This is a genomic window from Archangium lipolyticum, assembly GCF_024623785.1.
In the GTDB taxonomy this organism is placed as follows: Bacteria; Myxococcota; Myxococcia; order Myxococcales; family Myxococcaceae; genus Archangium; species Archangium lipolyticum.
In genome coordinates this window covers 68,750-91,962 of the sequence record NZ_JANKBZ010000034.1, presented here as the reverse complement: position 1 = coordinate 91,962, position 23,213 = coordinate 68,750, and the positions used below count along the sequence as shown (strand labels likewise).

At 69.5% G+C, this 23,213-nt stretch carries 23 protein-coding genes; 16 read left to right on the top strand and 7 right to left on the bottom strand.

Going from position 1 to position 23,213, the window contains the following annotated elements; genetic code table 11:
* Positions 1-77: 77 nt before the first annotated feature.
* Positions 78-773 (bottom strand): glutathione S-transferase N-terminal domain-containing protein, encoded by a 696-nt coding sequence (locus tag NR810_RS43010; RefSeq protein WP_257461231.1) that lies wholly within the window; start codon positions 771-773, stop codon positions 78-80.
* 207 nt (positions 774-980) lie between these two features.
* On the opposite strand from NR810_RS43010, the gene NR810_RS43005 reads away from it, so the two are divergent.
* Positions 981-1,604, top strand: coding sequence for an OmpA family protein (locus NR810_RS43005; RefSeq protein ID WP_326522546.1), 624 nt, complete (start codon positions 981-983; stop codon positions 1,602-1,604).
* A 17-nt stretch (positions 1,605-1,621) separates the two neighbouring features.
* Here the strand turns inward: NR810_RS43005 and NR810_RS43000 are convergent, their stop codons facing one another.
* From NR810_RS43000 to NR810_RS42980, 5 genes are all read right to left on the bottom strand, one after another.
* Positions 1,622-2,509, bottom strand: a complete 888-nt coding sequence (locus NR810_RS43000; protein WP_257461229.1) for an alpha/beta fold hydrolase — start codon at positions 2,507-2,509, stop codon at positions 1,622-1,624.
* Positions 2,506-3,123: a TetR/AcrR family transcriptional regulator gene (locus tag NR810_RS42995; RefSeq protein ID WP_257461228.1), complete on the bottom strand. Its 618-nt coding sequence runs from the start codon at positions 3,121-3,123 to the stop codon at positions 2,506-2,508. Before NR810_RS42995 ends, NR810_RS43000 begins: the two co-directional genes overlap by 4 nt.
* A gap of 76 nt (positions 3,124-3,199) precedes the next feature.
* A complete protein-coding gene (locus NR810_RS42990) occupies positions 3,200-4,126 on the bottom strand; it encodes an alpha/beta fold hydrolase (protein ID WP_257461227.1) in 927 nt (308 codons plus the stop codon).
* Positions 4,127-4,239: 113 nt separating this feature from the next.
* Positions 4,240-5,655 (bottom strand): hypothetical protein, encoded by a 1,416-nt coding sequence (locus tag NR810_RS42985; protein WP_257461226.1) that lies wholly within the window; start codon positions 5,653-5,655, stop codon positions 4,240-4,242.
* A 71-nt stretch (positions 5,656-5,726) separates the two neighbouring features.
* On the bottom strand, positions 5,727-7,439 hold the full coding sequence (locus NR810_RS42980) for a hypothetical protein (protein WP_257461225.1): 1,713 nt from the start codon (positions 7,437-7,439) through the stop codon (positions 5,727-5,729).
* Positions 7,440-7,854: 415 nt separating this feature from the next.
* Between NR810_RS42980 and NR810_RS42975 the strand changes: the two genes are divergently transcribed.
* Entirely contained in the window at positions 7,855-9,396 is a 1,542-nt protein-coding gene (locus NR810_RS42975) for a cell wall anchor protein (protein ID WP_306818991.1), read from the top strand.
* Positions 9,397-9,560: 164 nt separating this feature from the next.
* Positions 9,561-10,259, top strand: coding sequence for a peptidoglycan-binding protein (locus NR810_RS42970; protein WP_257461223.1), 699 nt, complete (start codon positions 9,561-9,563; stop codon positions 10,257-10,259).
* Here NR810_RS42970 and NR810_RS42965 read toward each other — a convergent pair.
* A complete protein-coding gene (locus tag NR810_RS42965) occupies positions 10,237-11,214 on the bottom strand; it encodes a ketopantoate reductase family protein (protein ID WP_257461222.1) in 978 nt (325 codons plus the stop codon). The genes NR810_RS42970 and NR810_RS42965 overlap by 23 nt on opposite strands.
* Before the next feature lie 134 nt (positions 11,215-11,348).
* Between NR810_RS42965 and NR810_RS42960 the strand changes: the two genes are divergently transcribed.
* The 13 genes from NR810_RS42960 (at position 11,349) to NR810_RS42900 (ending at position 23,213) form a co-directional block, all read left to right on the top strand.
* Positions 11,349-11,993, top strand: coding sequence for a riboflavin synthase (locus tag NR810_RS42960; RefSeq protein WP_257461221.1), 645 nt, complete (start codon positions 11,349-11,351; stop codon positions 11,991-11,993).
* A gap of 25 nt (positions 11,994-12,018) precedes the next feature.
* Positions 12,019-13,215: a 3,4-dihydroxy-2-butanone-4-phosphate synthase gene (ribB, locus tag NR810_RS42955; protein ID WP_257461220.1), complete on the top strand. Its 1,197-nt coding sequence runs from the start codon at positions 12,019-12,021 to the stop codon at positions 13,213-13,215.
* Between the two features lie 65 nt (positions 13,216-13,280).
* The gene (ribH, locus tag NR810_RS42950; protein WP_257461218.1) at positions 13,281-13,775 is read left to right on the top strand and encodes a 6,7-dimethyl-8-ribityllumazine synthase; all 495 of its coding nucleotides are present in this window, start codon (positions 13,281-13,283) and stop codon (positions 13,773-13,775) included.
* Between the two features lie 2 nt (positions 13,776-13,777).
* Positions 13,778-14,197: a transcription antitermination factor NusB gene (nusB, locus tag NR810_RS42945; RefSeq protein ID WP_257461217.1), complete on the top strand. Its 420-nt coding sequence runs from the start codon at positions 13,778-13,780 to the stop codon at positions 14,195-14,197.
* Entirely contained in the window at positions 14,194-14,682 is a 489-nt protein-coding gene (locus tag NR810_RS42940) for a M17 family peptidase N-terminal domain-containing protein (protein ID WP_257461215.1), read from the top strand. The genes nusB and NR810_RS42940 overlap by 4 nt, the downstream gene beginning before the upstream one ends.
* A 50-nt stretch (positions 14,683-14,732) precedes the next feature.
* Entirely contained in the window at positions 14,733-15,107 is a 375-nt protein-coding gene (locus tag NR810_RS42935; protein ID WP_257461214.1) for a response regulator, read from the top strand.
* Positions 15,104-17,416: a chemotaxis protein CheA gene (locus tag NR810_RS42930; RefSeq protein WP_257461212.1), complete on the top strand. Its 2,313-nt coding sequence runs from the start codon at positions 15,104-15,106 to the stop codon at positions 17,414-17,416. Before NR810_RS42935 ends, NR810_RS42930 begins: the two co-directional genes overlap by 4 nt.
* A gap of 34 nt (positions 17,417-17,450) precedes the next feature.
* Positions 17,451-18,014: a chemotaxis protein CheW gene (locus NR810_RS42925; RefSeq protein WP_257461211.1), complete on the top strand. Its 564-nt coding sequence runs from the start codon at positions 17,451-17,453 to the stop codon at positions 18,012-18,014.
* The gene (locus tag NR810_RS42920) at positions 18,011-18,538 is read left to right on the top strand and encodes a chemotaxis protein CheW (protein WP_257461209.1); all 528 of its coding nucleotides are present in this window, start codon (positions 18,011-18,013) and stop codon (positions 18,536-18,538) included. The genes NR810_RS42925 and NR810_RS42920 overlap by 4 nt, the downstream gene beginning before the upstream one ends.
* Complete coding sequence (locus NR810_RS42915; protein WP_257461208.1) at positions 18,535-20,511, top strand: HEAT repeat domain-containing protein; 1,977 nt, start codon at positions 18,535-18,537, stop codon at positions 20,509-20,511. Before NR810_RS42920 ends, NR810_RS42915 begins: the two co-directional genes overlap by 4 nt.
* 23 nt (positions 20,512-20,534) lie before the next feature.
* Entirely contained in the window at positions 20,535-21,404 is an 870-nt protein-coding gene (locus NR810_RS42910; protein WP_306818990.1) for a CheR family methyltransferase, read from the top strand.
* Positions 21,401-22,432, top strand: coding sequence for a protein-glutamate methylesterase/protein-glutamine glutaminase (locus NR810_RS42905; RefSeq protein ID WP_257461204.1), 1,032 nt, complete (start codon positions 21,401-21,403; stop codon positions 22,430-22,432). The genes NR810_RS42910 and NR810_RS42905 overlap by 4 nt, the downstream gene beginning before the upstream one ends.
* Position 22,433: 1 nt before the next feature.
* Positions 22,434-23,213, top strand: a complete 780-nt coding sequence (locus tag NR810_RS42900; protein WP_257461202.1) for a hypothetical protein — start codon at positions 22,434-22,436, stop codon at positions 23,211-23,213.

Sequence of the window (23,213 nt, the reverse complement as noted above, 5' to 3'; positions counted from 1 at the left end):
GGTGCTGGGAGTCTGGGTCGGAGTCCTGCTGGTGGCCGCCTGTGGGCCCACCCTCCCGAGCCGCTCCTCGCTGTAGCTCACGCGCCGTACGTCTTCTCCAGGTAGGCGACGATGTCGGCGGACTCGAACATCGCCGTGCCGGTGTTCGGGTCGGAGAGGTAGGGCACCATCATCCGTCCCGAGCGCGCGACGAAGTCCGCGCGGCGCGGGCTCCCCTTGGCCACGTTGTGCAGCAGGTAGGGGAGCTCCAGCCGGCAGAGCGCCTCGCGGACGATGCGGCAGTAGGGGGAGGCCTCGAAGCTCCACAGCTCCAGGGGCTTCTCCGGGGCGCGGTTCGGCCGGGCCCTCGCGCCGCCGAGCCCGCGCGTCCACGACGCGAGCATGGAGCCGGCGGTGGTGAGCGGCCCGAGCGCCAGCGCGGTGGGCACCTTGCCATCGCCATACGTCTCGAAGAGGTAGCGGATGATGGCGTTGGACTCGTACATCCGCTGGCCGGTGTTCGGGTCCACGAGGTAGGGGAACTGCTGCTTGCCGCCCAGCTCTACGGCTCGGGGACGGAAGCGGGTGCCGCCCTTGGGGCACGGGTAGATGAAGGCCTCCAGGTCGAGCAGGCTGAGGGCCTCGCGCACCTTGCGGCAGAAGGGGCAGTTCTCGAACTCGTAGAGTTCCAGCGGCTTCTCGGGACGCTTGCCGAGCGCGCTCACGCGCATGCCCAATCCGAGCCGGGCCACGCTGGCCGCGAGGGACGTGGTCACATCCAAAGTGCGGTTCATCGCTCTCTCTCCTCCGGGTGGGGCGTCTCGGGGGTCACCCCGGACTTCCCGGCCCGAACTAAACATGCCGTCCCCTCGGGTGGCGTGGAAACGCGTCCTCGAGTTCCCGCCAGGACAGCGGCCAGGCATCGGGCCCCGGCCGGAGAGCACGTGAATGCCTCACCCCGAGGTCCGCTCGAAAGGGTGACACACACGAGGAGGCTGCACGTGAACGCATGGAAGATGGGTTGGGTGCTCGTCCCGGCGCTGCTCCTGGGCGGGATGGGCTGTGTGACTCCGGGCAAGAGGACGGCCACGGGCGCGGCGGCGGGCGCCATCGTGGGGGCGGGAGCCGGGGCCGTGGCGGGGAGGAACTGGGAGGGGGCGGCCATCGGAGCCGGCGTGGGGGCCGCGGCGGGCAGCGCCGTGGGCAACTACCTCGACCGGCAGGCGCGCGAGCTGGAACAGGTCGCGGACACCCGGCGGACGGACCACGGCATCCTGCTGAACCTGCGCAGCGAGCTGCTCTTCGACACCGACAGCTCCGTCCTCACCGAGGACGCCATCACCCAGGTATCGCGCATCGGAGACATCCTCACGAAGTACCCGGAGGATCGCATCCGGGTCGAGGGCCACACCGACAGCCGGGGCACGGTGGCCTACAACGAGGAGCTCTCGTTGCGCCGCGCCGAGGCCGTCGCGCGGGTGTTGACCTCACGGGGCGTGACGCCGCGGCAGATGCTGGTGCTGGGCATGGGGGAGTCGACCCCGGTGGCCTCGAACGGCTCCGAGCAGGGCCGCTCCGTCAACCGCCGGGTCCAGCTCCACATCACCGTGCCGCCCGCCTCGTGAGGAGGTGCGCCGGCGCCTCACTGACTCCACCGCGCATCGAGCAGGAACCGGGAGATCCTCCCCGATAGCCAGGCCCGGAACTCATCGGTCGTCGGAGGGCAGTGCAGGCAGTTCTCGATGAGCTCCGTGTCCTTCAGGTTCGGCAGGACCTTCGCCGCCCGGTCGAGCAGCTTCCGCCCCGGAAAGCTGAGGTCCTTGTCGGCTCCGATGACCAGGGTCGGCGCGGTCAGGCTCGCGAGCTCCTCGGGCTTCGCGAGGGGCGGGATTCGCATGTCGAGATCGATGCCGCGGAAGGCCTCGCCCAGGTAGTGCGTCCAGTCGTCGCCAACCGTGGTCAACAGGTGCTGCACGGATCGCTCGAGCCGCTTCTCGCTCGGGAACGCGCGATACAGGAGCATCGGCAGGCCGAGCTTGAAGAAACCATCGAGGGGCGGACCGCTGACCATGCCCGCCGGGACGAGCAACACGAGCCGGTCGATCCTCTCCGGTGCATGGGCCGCGAGCCGAAGCGCGACGAAGCCGCCGTAGCTCACCGCGATGACGTGCGCCTTCGCGAGCCCGAGGCCCTCCATGACCTCGGCGAGCCAGATTCCATACGAGTTGTCGCTCACCGAGGGCCGCACCTCGGCGCTCTTCACCGACTGGCCGATGATGTCGACCGCATGGACCCGGAACGTGGACAGCAGGGGGGCGATCTCCCGGAGCACGAGCGCGGACGACGCCAGCGCGCCGTGCAGGACGACGACCGGGGGGCCATCCTCCGGGCCGCCGACGAGGACGTGGGTCTCGCCGTAGCGCGTGGGCACGCGGCGCTCGGTGGTCTTCGCGGGAATCCGGGAGCGGATGGTCTGGTACCAGCCCTCGAGGGCGGTGCGGGCGGCGGGCGTCTTCACGAGCGATTTCATTTGCGGGTCCTCCGGGTAGGGGGTCGTGGCAGGAGTCCGCGCAGGTGCTGGGCGACGAGGCCGTCGACCATCCGCACCGGTGCGTCGTTCGCGCCCTGGGCCCAGGCGATGAGCGCGAAGTAATAGAAGGACAGGTAGGCCACGGCGAAGAGCGGGGCCTCGCCGGTCGCGTCGACTCCGGCCTTCGTGGCGGCGGCCTGGTAGAGCCCGGCGATGCGTGCGTGGACCTTCGTCACCTGTCCGGAGAACCGCTGCGCCCACGGCGGCTCGGCGAACAGCGATTCCTTCAACAGTGTCCGCGAGAGCTTCGGGTGCGCCTGGTAGTAGCCGAAGAACGACTCGGTGATGGCGTGGAGCTGCGCCTCGAGGTCCGCCTCGGGCAGCTCGCGCAGCGCCCGCTCGATCGTCTCCTCCAGGTCATCGAAGAGGGCGGCGTGCAGCAGCTCCTTCTTGTCCTTGAAGTGGACGATGACCGTCGCCGCCGACACGTTCGCTTCCGCCGCGATGGCTCGCAGGTTGGCCTCCTCGAAGCCGTGCTCCTCGAAGTGCCGGCGCGCGGCCTTCAGGACCCGGAGGCGGGTCTCTTCCTTCTGCTGGGCACGGCCGGTGGGCATGGCGCTCCAATTCGCTGAACACGTTCAATGAACATGTTTAGCGAACTCCACCGGCCGGCGCAACCCGGGGGGGACGTCAGCCCAGCCCGGCGAGCAGCTCGGCCAGTCGCTCCGGCTGCGAGGCGAAGGGCGAGTGGCTGGCATCCAGGGTCTTCTGCTCGAACGGATTGCCGGGGGTGAAGGCATCCGCGTCACGGATCATCAAATCCTGGAGGGCGGGTGCCAGGGCACGGTCCTTGGTGCAGCGGATGTAGGTGCGCGGGATGCGGCCCCAGCGCTCGCGCGTCGCACCGACCTCGGTCGTCCAGAGCGCGGTGGGCAGGTCCGGCGTGAGGGTGAGCGCGAAGGGGAGGAAGCCACTGGCGTCCACGTCGTTGTAGTAGGCCGTGCGCAGGGCCTCCATGTAGGCGGCATCCCCGCGCGGGTTGATCCGGACCGCCCCCAGCGTCGCGAGGTTTCCGATGAAGAGCGTCTCTCCGTACCCCGTCTTCGCCTCGGGCAGCGCCCCATAGGCGCTCGGCTTCTTCAGCCGCACGGGGCAGTAGGCACTCAGATAGACCAGCCGGCCGACCAGCTCGGGGGCGAGCTCTCCCACCCGGGTGATCACGGTCCCGCCGACGCTGTGGCCGACGAGGAGCGGCCGGGTTCCGCCCTGAAGCTTCTTGAGCGTGTCGATCACCGCGGAGGCGCAGTCCTCCAGCGTGATGCCCGCCTGCGGAGAGGGCTCCTCGGCGAACCGCTTCCAATCACCCGTGAGATACGAGGAGGGAAAACGGGCGTTGAGGCCGTGGCCCGGCAGGTCGATCGAGACCACGCGGTGTCCCAGGCCCGAGAGGTGCCGCGCGACGCGTCCCCAATGCAAGGCGTTGTGCCAGGCGCCGTGCACCAGCAGGAAGGTCCTGCTCGTCGAGCGTGAAGCGGGCCGTGGCCCGAGTGCGTGTGCACCGAGGGGGAGGGTGGCGGCCCCGAGTGCGGTGTTCTTCAACAGGTCCCTGCGGTTCATCTCATCCTCGCTTGTGCGAAGCCCCGAGCGTCTCGACGAGCCGGGGGCGACGTGCCTCCAGCTCGGCGAGCCGCCGTTCGATGTCGGAGAGCTTCTGGTGGTTCAAGGGGTGTCTATTTGAGGAGCCCATAGGGCTTCCACTCGAGGATCTTCAGCTCGAACCCGGCCCGTCTCTTCTCGGCGAGCCAGTCCTCGAGCGCGCGCAGCGCGGAGGCCTCGTCATCGAAGCGTTGGCTCTCGCCATCCCGTGTCACGAGTGTGTTGCCCTTGACGATGGCCGAGGTGTATTCGGACTTTCCGCCGTACCTGGCGAGCTCGCGCTCGAGAGGGCCGCGGCCAGGAATCGTGGTCGTGACGCGGAGGAAGTCCCCCTCGTAGCGGGCCGCGAGGCGCCGCACCTCGCGCGCGGCGGCGTCGGGACCGTCGAAGGCGAAGCGAAGCGTCGTCTTCGTCCCATTGTTGTAGCCCGCATGCACCTGCACGAGGGCGTCGAAGCGCTCGATCTCGAGGAACAGATCGCTCCGCTTGCGCCAGAAGGTGACGCGCTCCGAGGCCTTCGTGGCCTCGGGGGCTGGCGAAGGCTGGCTCTCGAGGAACTTCTCCCCATCATAGATGTGCACGCGGAACGCGCCCGGGCGCAGCAACCACACCTCGCCGGTCTTCCGCTGTGCATAGACGACGTCCCTGGCGGTCGCGCTGACGGGCGAGCGCGCCACGATTCCGGCCACGTCGATGCCCTCGAGCTCCTCGGCCGTGGGCCCGTCCGGTTCGCGCCGCTGCCTCGGCTGGGGCGTCTCGGTGAAAACCGGCTCGTTCCGTTCGAGACGCTCGAAGAGCTGGTCGTGATGGATCTCGCCGAGATCGACATCATAGAGCCCCGGGACGAGGAAGACGGAGGCGAGGGACGCCGCCTCCTCACCCGAACGGCCGTTCTCGAAGTGATGCTCCGCGTGCACTTCGCCGTAGCAGGAGACGTCATGGTCGTACTCGTCGAGGAAGCGCACCGAGAGCTCGCCGGCGACCACGAGACTGTCATCGTTGTAGATGCCCTGGATGACATCGCGCACCACGAGGTCGCCGAGGACCAGGAAATTCCCCGACGTCCGGAGCCCGCGCGCGACGCAGTTGCCGACGACGACGACCGTCGAATCGGGTCCGCAGTCCTCGAGCACTCCTTCGACCTCGAGATTGCCGAGGACGACGAGGGGGCTGGTGATGTTCAGCGAGCCAGAGGCGCGTGCGTTGCCGGTGACGACCGTTGCCTCGGACACCGACGAGTCGAGCACTTCGTCCCTGGGCTCGAGGAGCCCGCGCATCACGACGGCCGCGAAGCCAATATTCGTGAGGGGCCCGGGGCACAGCGCCTCGGCGAGCCGCGCGGGGGAACGCGACGCGGCATCGCCGAACTCCTGTGCGAGGGATTCGACCTCGGGCGCTCCGTGATGGGAGAGCGCCTCGAGGACGGCGCCGTCGAGCCCGGCGAGTGTGGTTTCGGCCTTGGAAAGGAAGGTGTCTCGGTTCAGGTTCACGGCCGGTGTATACGACATCCTGCCCGAGAAGAGGGCCCCCGATTTCCCGGAAGGCTCGGGGGCCCTTGATGCTACGGCGCGGGGGAGGCGCCGAGTCCAGCGAGGATGGACGTCAGGGAGCTGCGCAGCTCGGCCTCGTTGTTCGCGCGGTAGAACTGACCCTGGCCCGCCTTCGCGATGCTCTGGAGCATGGGGCTGTGGTCGTTCTGGCCCACGACGAACGTCTGCACGGACTGGTTGCCGCTCCTGTCACCCCGCAGATCCGAGTGCGACAGGAAGAAGGCCACATCATCCATGAAGTTCTTGTTGCCCGCGCCCAGACCAACCGGCCAGTTGTAGTCGGTGTAATCGCAGTCCGCCTGGGTGTACGTCCCGCTGGCCGGGGGATACTTCACGGCCTGATGGCAGTAATTGATGCCACCCACGTTCGGGTTCTGCTCGGGGTTGGCCGGGCTGAACTGGACCAGCGTCCCATCCGGATGCCTGGCGCCCTGGGCCTGGAGGAGCTCCATCATCCGGGTGATGGGCACCGAGTTGTCTTCATACCGGGGCGTTCCGCCGGTCACCAGGATGACGGCGGTGCGCTGGTTGTCGAAGCAGATGGACTTGTTGTTGCCCTCTCCCTCCCAGGGCTGGCCCGGCAGGTAGGTTCCGTTCACGGGATCGTTGTAGGGAGCCTTGAGCCACTCGTCCGGGGCGGCGGCCCAGGTCGCGCCCGGCTGGCCCGTGTAGGGATTGTCATACGTGCCACCGTCGCAGCACCCCGGCCAGCCCCAACCCGGATCGATGGGCTGTGCGAACCAGCTCCCCCAGCGGTTGTCCTGCGTCTGCGAGGAGAAGTAGCCGCCCAGGCCAAACAACGCCTCACCGGCGTTGCGGTCCTGGTTGCGGAACTGGATCTGGTTGACGGCACGCTTCAGGGCGGCACGGTCGAGCGCCGTCTCGTCGATGGCGGGGGTGGACTTGTCGCAGCTCGGGCTCATCCCCTTGATGAGGTCCGGCGGATCGAACCAGCCCTGATCCCTTCCGAAGGCAGCCACGCCCATGCGCGCGTTGGTGGCCTGGGCGATGGCCTCCTTGATGGCCTTGCGCGCCGCCACGAACTTGGGCGGACGCAGGTTGAGGATGCGGCCACTGATGACCCACTTGCGATACGCCTCGGCGGGAAGCGGCGGATCCCCGGGATTGGGTGTCGGGCCATTGAGACCGGGCTCGGTCAGCTCGGAGACCATCGGTCCGCGCCACCACCCCTTGGTCTCCAGACACGACATACACTCTTGCATCACGGGAGAGTCGTAGTACGCGGACTTCCAGTTGACCACGGTGTAGCAGGCGCTGAACGCGTCACCCTGGGGGGCCACCGCGTTGAAGAAGCTGGAGAGGGAGTACGGGTATTCCTCCGTCTGCCAGGCCAGACGCCGCCCGCGCGATTGATAGAATTTGTCCGGCTCGAAGAACTTCGACAACAGGTCGGGGTCCGCATCGTAGATGACGGAGCCATTCTTCGCCGGATCGGGGCTGTTCTTGTCGAACCAGCTCATCGAGGAGACCAGCGCCGGGTCCGAGCAGCCCGTGTTGATGTTGTATCCGGCGGGCCCATCTCCTCCGAGATCTCCGGGGGCGGGCTCCTCGGGGGTGGGGTAGTAGCCGGGCGTGAAATCCTCGGGGAGATACTGGGAGAACTCCTGCATGGACGCGTTGTTGTCCACCAGGAACATGACATTGGAGGGAGGCCCTTCGGCCTGACTGGCGGCGGGGAACAACCCCGAGACGCCAGCCGCCATGATCCCCACCGTCAATCCCAATCCTTGTCTGGGAAACCGTCTCGAAGGAATTCTTCCTGAACCGGAACCATTGTGCATATCGCGAACTCCTGCCTGTCAGAACCGTAAACGGCCGTGAACTCGAACGGGTTCGATGCGGCTTTATTGATACACCAATTGAGCAATCAAATCCAGGGTTGAAAGCTTATCAGTGGGTGAGAATCCGCCGCCGCGGAAGGAGCACATGTGAGGCTTTTGTAAGTGCCAGTTTTCCTGTTTCGCTGGGTTCCCGGGGTGTGAGATGGGAGAAGGCAGTGGCTCCGCGAATGTGCCGGGCCAACAACCCGAGGTTGGAATGACGTTGAAGAACTTCACGCAGAATGCTTCACGCTTCGTGTATTCGGTTTCGCTTGTCGCCGTCATGGGGTGTGGGCCGATGACCGACGAGTCCCCCCTGGGTGTGGAGACCGAACAGCAGGCGCTGGCGACGGTGAGTTACCGGAGCAGCGCCACGGCCAGCGGAGTGGGGCTCACGTCCCTTGGCATCTCCAAGCCGGCGGGGACCGCGATGGGGGATGTATTGCTCGCGCGGATCGTCAACCGGGACAACGTCACCGCGACCGTGACACCGCCCGCGGGCTGGACGTTGATCCGCTCGGACCAGAGTGCCTCGCAGCTCAAGGCCTGGGTCTTCTACAAGGTCGCGGGCGGCGCCGAGCCCGCGAGCTACGCGTTCGGCATCGATCTCAAGAGCAACCTCGCGGGCAGCATCGTGGCGTTCTCCGGGGCGGATACCGCCAACCCCATCGACACGCAGAGCGGCCAGAAGAACGGACTCACCGCGAGCTTCATCACGCCCGCCATCACCACCACCACTTCCAATGGCGTGGCGGTCTGGTTCGGCTCGCAGATCTGGACGGGCTCCGCCTGCCCGGCGAGCCCCATTGTTCCTCCCTCGGGCTTCACGGAGGTGTTCGATACGTGCCTGGTCTCCACGTCCACGGGAATCATCTATGACGCGGCGTACCAGCAGTTGGGCGCCGCTGGACCGCAGCCCGCGTTCAACGGCAGCTCGCCATATGCCAACACGAACATCGCCCAGGTCGTCGCGCTCCGTCCGGCGCGCACGGCGGGCTGCACCGTCGGAGACACGTTCTCCACCACGGTGACGACGGTGGGGACCGTGGCGTCCACCGCCATCGTGGAGCCGTCCGGCCTGGCCGCCAGCCGCGTCACCCCGGGCGTCCTCTACGTGCACAACGAGGACACCACCGCCGTGGTCGCCATCAGCACCAGCAACGCGAGCACGGTGGGCAGCTTCACCGTGGCCAACGTGACGCCGGCGGACTGGGAGGACATCGCCACGGGTCCGTGCCCGGCCGGTCAGTGCATCTACATGGGAGACATTGGCCGGGTCAGCGCGAACTTCCCCACGCCTCCGTCCACCTTCGCGGTCTACCGCATGAAGGAGCCCAACATCGCGGGTGGCCAGACGAGCGGCACCCTGACGGCGGAGCAGTTCCCGTTCAAGTATCCGGACACGCCGCAGAACGCCGAGTCCATCATGGTGCACCCGGTGACCGGTGACATCTACGTCATCACCAAGGACGGGTCCGGGTTGAGCAAGGTCTACAAGTTCCCCCAGCCGCTGCCGGCCCCGGGGACGATGTCGACCCTCCTCTTCGTGGCGAATCTTCAGCTCCCGACGAATGGTGACACCAACTTCGCCTCCGCGACGGCCGCGGCCATCCACCCGTGCGCCAACCGCTTCCTGCTCAGGACCTACCGCAAGGTCTACGAGTACCGCGCTCCGGCGGGGGGCTCCTTCGAGACGGCCTTCGCCGCCACCCCCGTGTCCCTGACGGACACCGTGGAAGGGCAGGGTGAGGCGATCGAATACGAGGCCAATGGCGCGGGCTACTTCACGATGAGCGAGAGCCCCTCGCCCTTCAAGCTGAAGTACGTCAGCCGGCAATAGCTGGCCCCGTCGGACTGGCGGCGCGGGTGGCGGTCTACGTGACTCCGCCCGCGTCACCGCGAAGTTCCCGGGACTCTCGCGAGGCCGGCTCTTTCCGACGCAACCCGGAAAATCATCCCGCGATAACCCCTGTGACGGTTTCTTCCTTCACGAGGTTCGTTGCCATGGTCGCCCCCATCTCCTCGAGCCGCACGACGGCGTTGACTGCTTCTGCCCGGACCGCGATGCCCACCGTACGGGAGGGCTCCCGCGGCCCCGCGGTGCGCGAGCTCCAGACCCTGCTCAAGAGCAAGGGTTTCAACCCCGGCGCGGCGGATGGTGTCTTCGGTCCCAAGACGAAGGCGGCGGTGCTGTCCTTCCAGCGCTCCCAGGGCATCGCGGCGGACGGCATCGTCGGTCCCCAGACGTGGGGCCGGCTGAAGGGCGCCGGTGGTCCGGCTCCGACCCCGGGTCCGACGCCGAGCCCGGGCGGGCGCGGCACGGCCGATGCGTTCGTGCAGAAGGCGCTCGCGCAGAACGGTGACCGCTACATCTTCGGCGCCGAGACCAACCTGAACGATCCCAACCCCAAGGCCTTCGACTGCTCGGAGCTGGTGCAGTGGGCGGCGCACCAGGTGGGCGTCTCCATCCCCGACGGGACGATGAACCAGCTGCCGCACATCCAGCGCGCGGGCAAGGGAATCTCCGTCGAGCAGGCGCTGCGCACCAAGGGCGCGCTGCTGTTCCGGCCGGGCCACGTCGCCATCAGCCTGGGCGATGGGCGCACCATCGAGGCCAAGGGCTCCAAGTACGGCGTGGGCATCTTCAGCGCCCATGGCCGCGGGTGGACGGCCGGCGGCCTCATCCCCGGCATGAAGTACTGAGGACCGAGGCCTGAAGCGCCTGGACCGGTTGCTCTTGCGTCCTTCCCAGGTCGATGTAGGTCCGCATCATCTGGCGGGTCTGGGCTCCGACCTTGGTGAAGTGGACCCGCAGGTAGGTCTCCAGGTCGATGGGCGCCACCCGGGAGGCGACGGCGAGCAGCACCCTGAAGAAGGCCGGCCGGAGGAGCGGGAGCACGGAGGATGCGCTCGTCCGTGTGTGCCGGGCCGCGATCTGGACCGCCTCCCGCACGGCCCCCTGGAGCCGCTCCAGGTGCTCCGGCTCGAGGAACCGGTCGAAGCGCCATCCCGCGGATTCCAACTCATTGATGAAGACGGTCAGCACCGCGGTGGGAATCGCCGCGGCCCGGGTCACGTCCCCGCTGCGGCTGGCCGGGTACCCACCGGCGCGCAGTCCCCGGAGGACTCCCTGGAGCCGCTCCTCGGGCCCGCTGAACAGGCCGCGCGCCATGGGGGGCATCCAGAAGGCCGTGCCGGGTCCCACCGGGTCTCCGGGCTTCAGCGGCGCGTGGTAGCTGAGGAAGGGAATCATCCCGGAGACGAGCCGCTCCTCGGGAACCCATTGCAGCAGCCAGTCCCGGTCGTCCAGCGCGGGCTGGAGCATGACCCAGGTGGCCTCCCCCGTGGCCCGGGCCAGCTCTCCCACCCAGTTCCCGTCCCGCAGCGCCGTCGAGGAGACGCAGAGCCAGACCTGGTCCCACCGCTCGGCCGCGACCTCCCGGGCCGAGACGCGCACGCCGAACCCGGAGAACAGGACCGGCCGGGGGCTGCGTGAGAACAGGCCGAGCTCGTACAGCGGGTAGCCCCGCCGCGCCTCTTCCGCGTACTTCTCCTTGACCAGGAAGGCCAGCTCGCAGCCGGCCGCCTGGAGGTACTTCCCAAACACCTGGCCGACCGCACCTGCACCGACCAACAGGACTCGGGGGGCTCCGCTCATGGGCGCTCTCTTACCCCAGGACCGGCCTCGGGAACCGGGATGATGGCTCCGGTGAGCCCGCCTGCCGGGCAGGGGAGGGCGGATGACCAGGGCGGCGGATCCCCAGCCCCGAATCCGTTATAAGCGTGCCCGAAATGTTCACAGGACTCATCCAGGACATCGGTGTGGTGGAGCGGATCATCCCCGGCGGGATGACGGACGTGTGGATCCGCACGGCGCTGGGCGCCCGGGACTTCGCGCTCGGCGAGTCCATTGCCGTCGATGGCGCCTGCCTCACCGTCGTGGAGCGCGGCGGGGACTCGTTCCGCGTCCAGGCCGCCCCGGAAACGCTCCGGCGCACCACCCTCGGCGGTGCCAGCCCCGGCTCGCGCGTCAACCTCGAGCGCGCCCTGGCCCTGGGCGACCGGCTCGGCGGACACCTCGTCAGCGGCCACGTCGACGCCGTCAGCGAGGTCCTGGAGACCCGGCCCGAGGGCGGCTCGTGGGTGATGCTCTTCCGGCTCCCCCCGGAGCTCGCCCCCTTCTTCATCGAGAAGGGCTCGGTGGCCATCGACGGCATCAGCCTCACCGTCAACTCGGTGGGCCCGGACCGTTTCGGCGTTCAGCTCATCCCCGAGACCCAGGAGCGCACCACCCTGCGCGCCAAGGCCGTGGGCGAGCGCGTGAACCTGGAAGCGGACATGATTGGCAAGTACGTGGCGCGGCTGGTGTCGCTGCGCCAGGGGCCCGGTGGTGGGCTCTCCGAGGCTGTCATCAAGGCGGCCGGTTTCGGCGGTTGAATCGAAGGAAAGGCCAGGAGCACGCATGGCGCGCGGCAGGCAGCAAGAGTCGGACAGCATCTCCCTGGTGGAGCGGGCGCTCGCGGAGATCCGCAAGGGGCGCATGGTCATCCTCACCGATGACGAGGACCGTGAGAACGAGGGCGACCTCGTCATGGCGGCGGAGAAGGTGACGCCCCAGGCCATCAACTTCATGGCCACCCATGGGCGCGGGCTCATCTGCCTGTCCCTCACCGACGAGCGCCTGCGCCGCCTCAACCTGCCCCTCATGGTGCAGGACAACACCTCGTCCTTCCAGACGGCCTTCACCGTCTCCATCGAGGCCTCCCACGGCGTCTCCACCGGCATCTCCGCCGCGGACCGCGCCCACACCATCCAGGTGGCGGTGGCCCCCAACGCCAAGCCCAGTGACCTGGCGCGTCCCGGCCACGTCTTCCCCCTGCGCGCCCGTGACGGCGGAGTGCTCGTGCGCACCGGCCAGACCGAGGGCAGCGTGGACCTGGCCCGCCTGGCCGGCCTGGAGCCCGCCGGCGTCATCTGCGAGATCATGAACCCCGACGGGACCATGGCCCGCCGGCCAGACCTGGTGAAGTTCGCCCGGAAGCACAAGCTGGTGCTGCTGTCCGTGGCCGACATCATCCGCTACCGGCTGGAGCGCGAGCGGCTCGTCAAGCGCATCAGCGAGGCCACCATCGAGCGCCGGGGGCAGGGCGCCTTCCAGGCCTATACCTACGGCAGTGACGTGGACAGCTCGGTGCACGTGGCCCTCGTCAAGGGCGATATCTCCGGCCGTCAGCCCGTGCTCACCCGCGTCCACCGGGCGTGCCTCGTGGGCGACCTGCTGGGCAGCGCCGGGTGCGACTGCGGCAGCCAGCTCGAGCAGGCCTTCCAGCGCATCCAGGAGGAGGGGCGAGGCGTGGTCATCGTCCTCCAGCGCGAGGTGCCCGCGAAGCACCGGCTGGAGTGCACCCACGTCTCCAACGAGGTGTCCGTGCCGGGCAACAACGACCAGACGCGTCTGCGCGAGTTCGGTGTGGGTGCGCAGATCCTCAAGGACCTGGGGTTGTCCCGGCTGCGGCTGCTCACCAACAACCCCAAGAAGATCGTGGGGTTGGAGAGCTACTCCCTGGAGGTGGTGGAGCAGATTCCGCTCACCCTGTCCGCCGAGCCGCCCCGCCGCCTGGCCGCGCGCCGCCCGCCCCGCCGCCGCAAGACGTCCTGAAGGCGGCACCCAGGAAAACTCCTTGGCGACGCCAGCCGGGTGGCTGGTGTAGAGAGGAACCGCACATGCCTCGCTACATCGAAGGTGACTTTCTTCCCCCCAAGGGCCGTTTCGCCATCTGCGTGGCCCGTTTCAACGCGTTCATCACCGAGGAGCTGGTGAAGGGCGCCGTCGACACGCTGGTCCGTCACGGAGTGGCCGACGGCGACATCGACGTCTACCGCTGCCCCGGTACCTACGAGCTGCCGGCGCTCACCCGCCGCGTCTCGGAGTCGCGCGCCTACGTGGGCATCATCACCCTGGGTGCCGTCATCCGCGGTGGCACGCCCCACTTCGACTACGTGGCCGGTGAGTGCGCCAAGGGCATCGGCAACGTGGCCTTCACCTCCCAGGCGTCCGTCACGTTCGGCGTGCTGACGTGCGACACCGTGGAGCAGGCCATCGACCGGGCCGGCGTGAAGGCCGGCAACAAGGGCGCCGAGGCCGCCATGGCCTGCATCGAGATGGTCAACCTGCACGCCAAGCTGGCTACGCTCGCGACGGAAGGAAAGAGGAGCTAGCCATGGGCGCGCGCAGGACGGCACGGGAGCGGGCGCTTCAGGCGCTCTACCAGCTGGAGATGACGCCGGGCTCCGTCCACGAGGCCCTCGAGGCCGCGTGGGCCGCCACCGAGGAGGCCCGCAAGGAGCCCGAGGCGGTCAAGTTCGCCCGCGAGCTGGTGGATGGCGTCATGGCGCACCGCGCCGAGATCGACCGGCTCATCGAGCAGCACAGCCATAACTGGCGGCTGGATCGCATGTCCCGCATCGATCGCAACGTGCTGCGCGTGGGCGTCTTCGAGCTGAAGTACCGCCCCGACATCCCCAAGAAGGTGTCCATCAACGAGGCCGTGGAGCTGGGCAAGAACTTCGGCACCGAGGAGTCCAGCGCCTTCGTCAACGGCCTGCTGGACCGCGTGGCCGCGGCACTGGGGAAGCAGTGAACGTCACCTCCTACGAGCTCGGCCTCGAGGGCCTGGACGCGCTGCAGGGCGTGGATGCCCTCTGCCTCTTCGTGGGAGAGGACGACCGGCCCCTACCGGGCTCGGCCGGCTATGTGGACTGGCGGTTGTGCGGCGCCCTGTCGCGCATCCTCCAGTCCGGCTTCTTCGTGGGCGCCCAGGATGACTCCCTCCTGCTGCCCACGGACGGCCGCTTCTCCGTGCCTCGCATCTTCGTCATCGGCCTGGGGCGTCGGCAGGCGTTGGATGTCTCCTCGCTCGGCGAGGCGCTCGCCAACGCCGCCCGGGTGCTGGCCAAGGCGAAGGTGGAGGGGGTGGCCCTCGAGGTGCCCGGCGTTGGAAAGCTGGAAGACGCCGCCCGGGCTTCCGCTTTGAACGACAAGTTCCTCCCGGCTTTCAAGGGACAACGGGTCGCCGTACTGGCTGACAAGGAGCTTGCCCGCCGGCTGCCCGGCCGCAAGGGCTGACGATCCGTGCCGCCAGTCGTTCTGGTACGATGGGGGGCCGGTTCCAACGAATGAAGTTCAAGATCCTGATCGTGGAGGATTCCAAGGCCTCGCGGGAGTTGATTGCCGCGACGGTGGAGTCCATCTCCGGTCTGGAGGCCATCGTCACCAGCAGTGGCTTCGAGGCCCTCAAACTCCTGCCCCGGCATCGGTTCGACCTCATCATCACCGACATCAACATGCCGGACATCAACGGGTTGGAGCTCATCAACTTCGTCAAGAAGAACCCGAACTACCGCGACACGCCGCTGTTCATCGTCACCACCGAGGGGCGCGAGAAGGACCGCGACCGCGGGCTGGCGCTGGGCGCGGCCGAGTACCTCGTCAAGCCCTTCTCTCCGCAGAGCCTGGAAGGGCTCGTGCGCCGCTACCTGAAGCTCGCGTGAACCAGGCGGGAAAAGCACTGTCGGAGTTCGTCGCCGAGGGCACGGAGATCCTCGAGGCGCTGGGCAGGGATCTGCTCGTGCTGGATCAGCAGCGCGGGCAGGAGCCGGATCCGGATCTCATCAACGGCATCTTCCGGGCGGCGCACTCGCTCAAGGGGCTCTCCGCGCTCTTCGGCCAGGAGCGCATCGCGAAGCTGGGCCACCAGGCGGAGGATCTGCTGGACCGGCTGCGCCTGGGCAAGCTGTCGCTGGATGACCGGGTGCTGGACACCCTCATCGAGTCGCTGGACGTGCTCCAGGGCCTGCTGGCGGAGGCCTCGCGCGAGGAGTCCACGCCCGTCATGTCCCAGCGCGCGGTGGAGCTGGGCTCGCGGCTGGCGAACATGGGCGCCGCGTCGGCGGCGGTCGACGAGGATCCGCTGGACCGGTTGGAGCTGGATCCGCAGGTCCGCGCCGTCTTCACCGAGTACGAGGAGCACCGCCTGCGCGAGAACGTGCGCCGCGGCGTGTCCCTCTGGCGCGTCCGGGCCGCGTTCGACCTGTCCGACTTCGACACGGGGCTGGGCGAGCTCAACTCGCGCCTCAAGCCGCTGGGCGAGGTGGTCAGCACGCTCCCCTCGTCGGAGCCGGGTGGGGCCACCGGCATCGCGTTCGATCTCATCTTCGGCGCCAAGGTCTCGGCCGACGAGCTGGCCGCGAAGCTCCAGGGCACGCCCGCGCAGCTCTTCGAGCTGAAGGTCCGCCCCGCCGCGGGCTCCGAGGCGCAGTCCGCCCCGGCCCCCGTGGCGCAGGTCGTCCGGCGTTCTGGCGCCGAGGCCCCCGAGGAGGCTCCCGCCGCTCCCGCCGCCCCCAAGAAGAGCGCGCGGAAGAAGGCCAGGAGCTCCAAGGCTGGCGCCACCTCGGAGACTCCCGCCCCCCAGGCTCCGGCCCTGCACGTGGTCGAGCCGGTCAGTCCGAAGCCGCACCGGCAGGAGCCGCTGTTCCACGACGAGTCCGACGCGCCCACCCACCTCCGGTCCGAGACGTCCGCGCCTCCGGTGCGCACGCTGATGGAGGATTCGGGCTCCCGGGGGACGCGGTCGGAGAGCGAGTCGCTGCGCTCACTCACCCAGACGGTGCGCGTGGACATCGGCCGGCTGGACGCGCTGATGAACACCGTGGGCGAGCTGCTGCTCATCAAGGCCAACCTCCAGCGCATGGCGGAGGCCGCGCGGCAGGATGGCCCGGTGACGGTCTCCAAGATGTGGGGCCAGGAGCTCTCGCGCGAGACGCGGCAGCTGGAGCGCAAGCTGGACGCGCTGCAGCAGGGCCTGCTCGAGGCGCGCATGGTGCCGGTGGGCCAGGTGTTCGACAAGCTGGCCCGGCTGGTGCGCCGCATCGCCAAGGACGCGGGCAAGGAGATCGACTTCGTCATCAGCGGCGGCGAGGTGGAGCTGGACAAGCTCATCGTCGAGGAGCTGAGCGATCCGCTGATGCACATCATCCGCAACGCCATCGACCACGGCGCCGAGTCGCCGGAGGCGCGCGAGGCGGCGGGCAAGCCGCGGCGGGCCCGGGTGTCGCTGCGGGCCGAGCAGAAGGGCAACCACGTCGTCATCGAGGTGAGCGACGACGGCTCGGGCATCGACGAGCAGGGCGTGCGCGAGATGGCCCTGCGCAAGGGCCTCATCACCGAGGCCCAGGCGCGGGAGATGAGCCGGCGCGAGATGCTCAACCTCATCTTCCTGCCGGGCTTCTCCACCGCGCGCAGCGTGTCCGAGCTGTCCGGCCGCGGCGTGGGCCTGGACGTGGTGAAGAACAACATCGGCAACCTGTCCGGCATCATCGACGTGTGGAGCGAGCGGGGGCAGGGCACCGCCTTCCACCTCACGCTGCCCGTCACCCTGGCCATCATCCGCGCCCTGGTGGTGGGCGTGAGTGGGCGCACCTACGCGGTGCCGCTCAACAGCGTGCTGGAGATCCTCTCCGTGAAGCCCTCGGAGATCCGCACGGTGGAGCGGCGCGAGGTGCTGGACACGCGCGGCACCACGCTGCCCCTCATGCGCCTGGCACGGCTCTTCGGCCACCCCGAGCGCACCAACGACCGGCACTTCGTGGTGGTGGCGGGGCTGGCCCAGGAGCGGCTGGGCATCGCCGTGGACGAGCTGCAGGGCCAGCAGGACATCGTCGTCAAGTCCCTTGGAGGCCGCCTGCAGGGCGTGCGAGGGATCTCCGGAGCGGCGGACCTGGCCAACCGGCGGACCGTGCTGGTGCTGGACGTCGGCGCCCTGCTCGAAGAGGGAATGAGCCTGGAGCGGCGGCGGGCGTGACGCCACCTCCCCCAGGGCTGCTATCCTCCACACCGTGCCCTCCCTGTCCGTCCTGCTCGACAGCTTCTTCTACCGTCCGGACGAGGACGTCGGTCTCCTGCAGGAACTGGTGGCCGGCACCGACGAGACGGTCGAGCCCATCGCCGAGGAACCTCCCGAGGAGTATCTGGCCTTCCGGTTGGAGGAGGAGCACTACGCGGTGCCCATCCGCGCGGTGCGGGAGATCGTGAAGGTGCCACCGCTCACGGAGGTGCCTCGCGCCGCGGCCAACCTGCTCGGGGTGATGTACCTGCGCGGCGAGGTGCTGCCCGTCTACGACGTCAAGGTGAAGCTGCGGCTGACCGACAAGGCCCCGCTGGTGGCGGGCCCGGACGCACCGGAGCCTCCGCGCCGCGCGCGCATCATCGTGGTGCAGGCGGAGGACGGGCTGGCTGGCATCTGGGTGGATTCCGTCTCCGAGGTGGTGCGGCTGCGGCCCTCCATGCTGGAGGTGGCTCCGCCGGGCGTGGGCGGCGGGGAGCGCGACTGCGTGGTGGGGCTCGGGCGGCGCAACCAGCAGCTCTTCATCCTGCTCGACATCTGGCAGGCCCTGGCATGAGACAGCGCTTCAATGTCCTGTCACAGCCCCGGCCCGACGAGGCGGCGGCGAGGGAGGAGCGGGATCCGCTCGTCCAGCTGTGTGCCTTCTTCGTGGGGCCGGAGGAGTACGCGGTGGACATCATGCGGGTGGAGGAGATCCTCCCGCCCCAGCGCCTCACGCCCATCCGCGGCGCGCCGCCCTTCATCGAGGGCGTCATCCACCTGCGCGGCTCCATCATCCCCGTGGTGGACCTGCGCAAGCGGCTGCTCGGCGGAGAGGCCCCGCCGGCCACTCCCAAGACGCGGCTGCTGGTGTGCTGGCTGGGCCGCAGGCGCGTGGCCCTCGTCGTGGACCGGGTCTCCGAGGTGGTGCGCATGCGGCGCAGTGAGATCAAACCCGCCCCAGCCATTGGCGCGGTGGGCCCGGCGCCCTTCGTGGTGGGGGTGTGCGGCCCGCCGGAGCGGCTCAAGCTGCTGCTGGACGTGAAGGCGCTGCTGCTGGCGGAGCTGGTGCGCGACACCGGCCGGAGGATGAACGGATGATGGAAGAGGGGCGGAACGCAGAGGAGGCGCGTTACCGGGCCCTGCTGGAGCTGGACGTGTCCTCGCCGGATGCGCGCGAGGAGCTCGTGGCCGGGCTCCATGACGAGAGCTGGCGTGTGCGCCGTGCCGCGGCGGAGGGACTCACCCGGCTGCCGGAGCGCGAGGCGGTGGTGGAGCGGCTCGTCTCCGTGCTGGGAGAGCGCGACGAGACGGGCGCGCGCAACGCGGCGGCGGAGTCGCTGTCGGCCATGGGCGAGCACGCCGTGGGGCCGCTGGTGCGGCTGCTGCTGCACCCGGATCCGGACCAGCGGAAGTTCGCCGCCGACATCCTCGGCCAGCTGGGGCGGCTGGAGGCCGAGGACGCCCTGGTGCGCGCCATGGTGGAGGACGTGGATCTCAACGTCCGGGTGGCCGCGGCGGAGGCGCTGGGCCGGATGGGTGGCAGGGTCGCGGCGCGCGCGCTGGAGCGCATCCTCCATGACCCCGAGCCGCTGTTGCAGCTGAGCGCGCTGGAGTCGCTCGCGGCGCTGCGCCACCCGCCGCCGCTGCCGGAGGTGGTGAGGCTGCTGGCCAACCCCACGCTCAAGCGCAGCGCCTACCGGGTGCTGGGCCTCATTCCGCAGCTGGCGGCCACGGAGCTGGTGTGCCGGGGGCTGGGCTCGGAGTCCCGCTCCACCCGGGAGGCGGCGCTCGTGGCACTGGGCACCCAGGCGCTCCTGTCCGAGTCCACCCAGCGCTCCGAGATGGATGCGGCGGTGCGCCTGGTGCTGAGGCGGCTGCCCCAGGCGGCCGAGTGGGTGGCCGCCGCGTTGGTGTCAGAGGACGGGGAGCTGAAGGCGGGAGGGCTCGTCGCGGCGGCGGCCCTGCGCGAGCCTCGGCTGGCCCCGCTGGTGGCGGAGGTGGCGCAGGAGGAGCGGCTGATGCCGGAGGTGGTGCGGACGCTCTCGTACTTCGGCCCGGAGGCCGGGCGCGAGCTGCTGTCGAGCATGGACCGGCTCTCCTTCCCGGCGCGCGAGGTGGCGGGACAGGCGCTGGTGGAGATGGTGGACGCCACGTACGTGCCCGAGCTCGTCCAGATGCTGGAGTGGGGCGACCTGGACTTGAAGATGGTGGCGGTGCAGGCGCTCGGCAGGACGCGCTCGCTGGATGCGGTGGAGCCCCTGTCGCGCCTGCTGTCCCAGTCGGAGCTGTGTGCGCTGGCGGCGCGCGCCCTGGTGTCACTGGCGGCGAGCTTCCCCACGCAGGTGCTCCAGGTCTTGGAGGATGCGCTGACGCACGGGGCGGAGCCCGCGGTGCTCAACGCGCTGGTGCGCGTGGGGGGAACGGGCATGCTGCCCCTGGTGCGGCGTACCGCCCGCGAGGCGTCCGTGCCGCTGCGCGCCACCGCCGTGGAGGTGCTGGCGGTGGTGGACCCGATGGGAGGGCTGGAGCTGGCGCGCCAGGCGTTGGCGGACGAGGCCCCGCGGGTGCGTGTCGCGGCGGTGCGGGTGCTGGGCCAGCTCGGAGATGCCTCGATGGCGGGACTGCTGAAGCGGGCCCTGGGCGACGAGACGATGGAGGTGCGGCTGGCCGCCCTGGACGCGGTGGGCGAGTGCGGCGCGGTGGAGCGCGCGGCGGAGCTGGAGGCCCTGGTGCAGCACCCGGATGGGGCCATCGCCTTCCGGGCGGTGCAGTCGCTGGCCCGGTTGGGGGCCCTGCGGGACGAGGTGCTTCAACGCGCGGTGGACCATGAGGATCATGAGGTGGTGAAGGCGGCGCTGCTGGCCGGCGCCGTCTCGGCGGAGGGCGTGTCCCTGGCGGTGGAGCTGCTCGGCCACCCGAGCTGGGACGTGAGGGCCGCCGCGGCGCGGGTGCTGGGAGACTCGGGTGGTCCCGAGTGCCTGCCGGCGACGCGTGCCGCCCTGGCGGCGGAGATGGATTCACTGGCCCGCCGCGCCCTCGAGGACGCGGTGGATCGACTGTCGGGACGTTGAGGAGCTGGGAGGTCCGGGGGGTGATGCCTTTCGATACAGGCAAGCCGGAGATGTCCGCGGAGGAGTTCCGCCTGTTGCGGGACTTCGTCTACGGCCATTGCGGCATCCTCGTGCGTGACGACATGAAGTTCGTCATGCAGCGGCGGTTGTGGCCACGGCTGGAGGTGCTGGGGCTGACGGACTTCAGCTCCTACTACCGCTACCTGCGCTTCGACGCCCAGCGCCGCGCCGAGCTGGAGACGGCCATCGAGGCGCTCACCACGCACGAGACGTACTTCTTCCGCGAGCCGCGTCAGCTCAAGGCCTTCTCCGAGGAGGTGCTCCCGCGGCTGGAGCGCCGCAACGCGCGCACGAAGCGGCTGCGCATCTGGTCGGCGGGGTGCTCGTCCGGGGAGGAGGCCTACACGGTGGCCATGCTGGTCAAGGACAGCGGGCGCTTCGATGGCTGGGACGTGGAGGTGCACGGCACGGACATCTCGCGCCGGGTGCTGGCGGTGGCGCGCCAGGGCGAGTACGGGCCTTCCGCGCTCCGGGCCACGGCGCCGGACAAGATCGCCCGCTACTTCGATCACGTGGGACCCACCCGGGTGCGCGTGCGCGACGACATCCGCTCCTGGGTGACCTTCGCGCACCAGAACCTGCAGGATCCGGAGACGGGCCTGCTCGTGTCCCGGATGGACGCCGTCTTCTGCCGCAACGTGATGATCTACTTCGACACCCCTGCCCGGCAGCGGGTGCTTCGTCACATCTACGACAAGATGGTGCCAGGAGGGTATCTGCTCCTGGGGCACTCGGAGAACCTCATCAACCTGAGCGCGGATTTCGAGTTGGTGCACCTGCGCAGTGATCTCGTCTATCGCAAGCCGGAGCTCGGCGGAGGGCTCGCGCCATGAGCCTGATGGAACCGGTGAAGGTGCTGGTGGTGGACGACTCGGCGCACAACCGCCGGTTGCTGACGGAGCTGCTGGAGTCCTCGCCAGACGTGAAGGTGGTGGGCACGGCGGCCGACGGCAACGAGGGGCTGCGCCAGGTGATGGCGCTGCACCCGGACGTGGTGACGTTGGACCTGGAGATGCCGAGGCTGGGGGGCTACTCCTTCCTGCGGCTGCTCAAGAGCACGGCGCCCACGCCGGTCATCGTCATCTCGAGCTACGCGCACAAGACGGACGTCTTCAAGGCGCTGGAGCTGGGAGCCTTCGACTTCATCGCCAAGCCGGTGAGGCCCACGCCGGACGCGGTGGAGAAGCTGCGCCGGGAGCTGCAGGAGAAGGTGCAGGCGGTGCGGCTGGTGCGCTCGTCGGATCCGAAGCCGGTGCGCCGGCCGAAGACGGTGACGGTGGAGCCCGCGTTCGTGGCGGGCATCGGAGCGTCCACGGGCGGGCCGCCCGCGGTGCAGCGGCTGCTGGAGTCGCTCGCGCCGGAGCCGTCGATGTGCCTGCTGGTGTGTCAGCACATGCCCAAGCAGTTCACCCGCGCCTTCGCGGAGCGGCTGGACAAGCTGGGGCCCTTCTCCGTGCGCGAGGCGCAGGAGGGGGACGTCGTGGCACCGGGCCACGTCTTCATCGCGCCCGGCGGGCGGCAGCTCGTGGTGTACCGGCAGACGGGCCAGTACGTGCTGGGCACGCCGCCTCCGACGATGCAGGACAAGCACGCGCCCTCGGTGGACCGGCTCTTCATGAGCCTGGCCGAGGCGTTCGGCTCCAAGGCGGTGGGCGTGGTGCTGACGGGCATGGGCTCGGACGGCGCCGTGGGCGCCAGGGCCATCCAGAAGGCTGGAGGCGAGGTCTGGGCGGAGTCGGAGGAGACGGCCGTCATCTACGGCATGCCTCAGGAGGCGGTGGCCACCGGGGCGGTGAGCCGCGTGTTGCCGCTGGGCGACATCGGCCCCTCGCTGGTAGAGCTGGCGCGCAGGAGGCGGTGACATGAAGACCTTTCCCACCGAGTTCGCGGACCTGCTGACGCCCAAGGGGCGGCGCATCCTGGAGGGCCGCGACCGCGACGCGTGCGGCGCGCTGATGCAACCGGGGCGGCGCTTCGTGGCGCTCGGCGGGGTGCTGGACGCGCGCAAGGCGGCGGCGTGCCGGGACGCGCTGGAGAAGGCGCTGCGGGGCACGCTGACGGAGATGGAGGACCCGATTCCCCCGGAGAGCATCTGGGGGATGACGGAGAACTACGCGGAGCAGCTGCCCAAGACGGTGCGGGTGAGGACGGCGCTGCTGGAGAGTCGGCGCTCGCGCTCGTGGAAGGCGGCGGAGGAGGTGGGGCTGGTGGGGATGCTCCACTCGGAGAGCTTCGCGGCGTTCGCGGCGGCGGTGAGCGGCAGGGCGCTGCGGCGCAAGTGGGGCATCCAGGTGCTGTGCTACGGCCCGGGGGACTACGCGGGTCCGCACAACGACCACCACCCCGAGGATCCCGAGGCCTTCGACGGCTACGTGGACATGCACCTCACGTTCGCCACGCCCGCGGTGGCGCACCAGTGGCTCATCTACTCCAAGGGTGGGCACTTCACGGAGATGCAGAGCGTCAACACCCTGGGCGGTGTGACGGTGTACCGGCTGCCCTTCTGGCACTACACCACGCCCCTGATGGCGAAGCCGCGCGGCGAGGAGGATGCGCGTCGGTGGGTGCTGCTGGGCACGTTCCTGGACGCCCCGAGGGAGCACCGCCGGGGTTCCGCCATCGAGCCACCTCGCGCCGCGTAG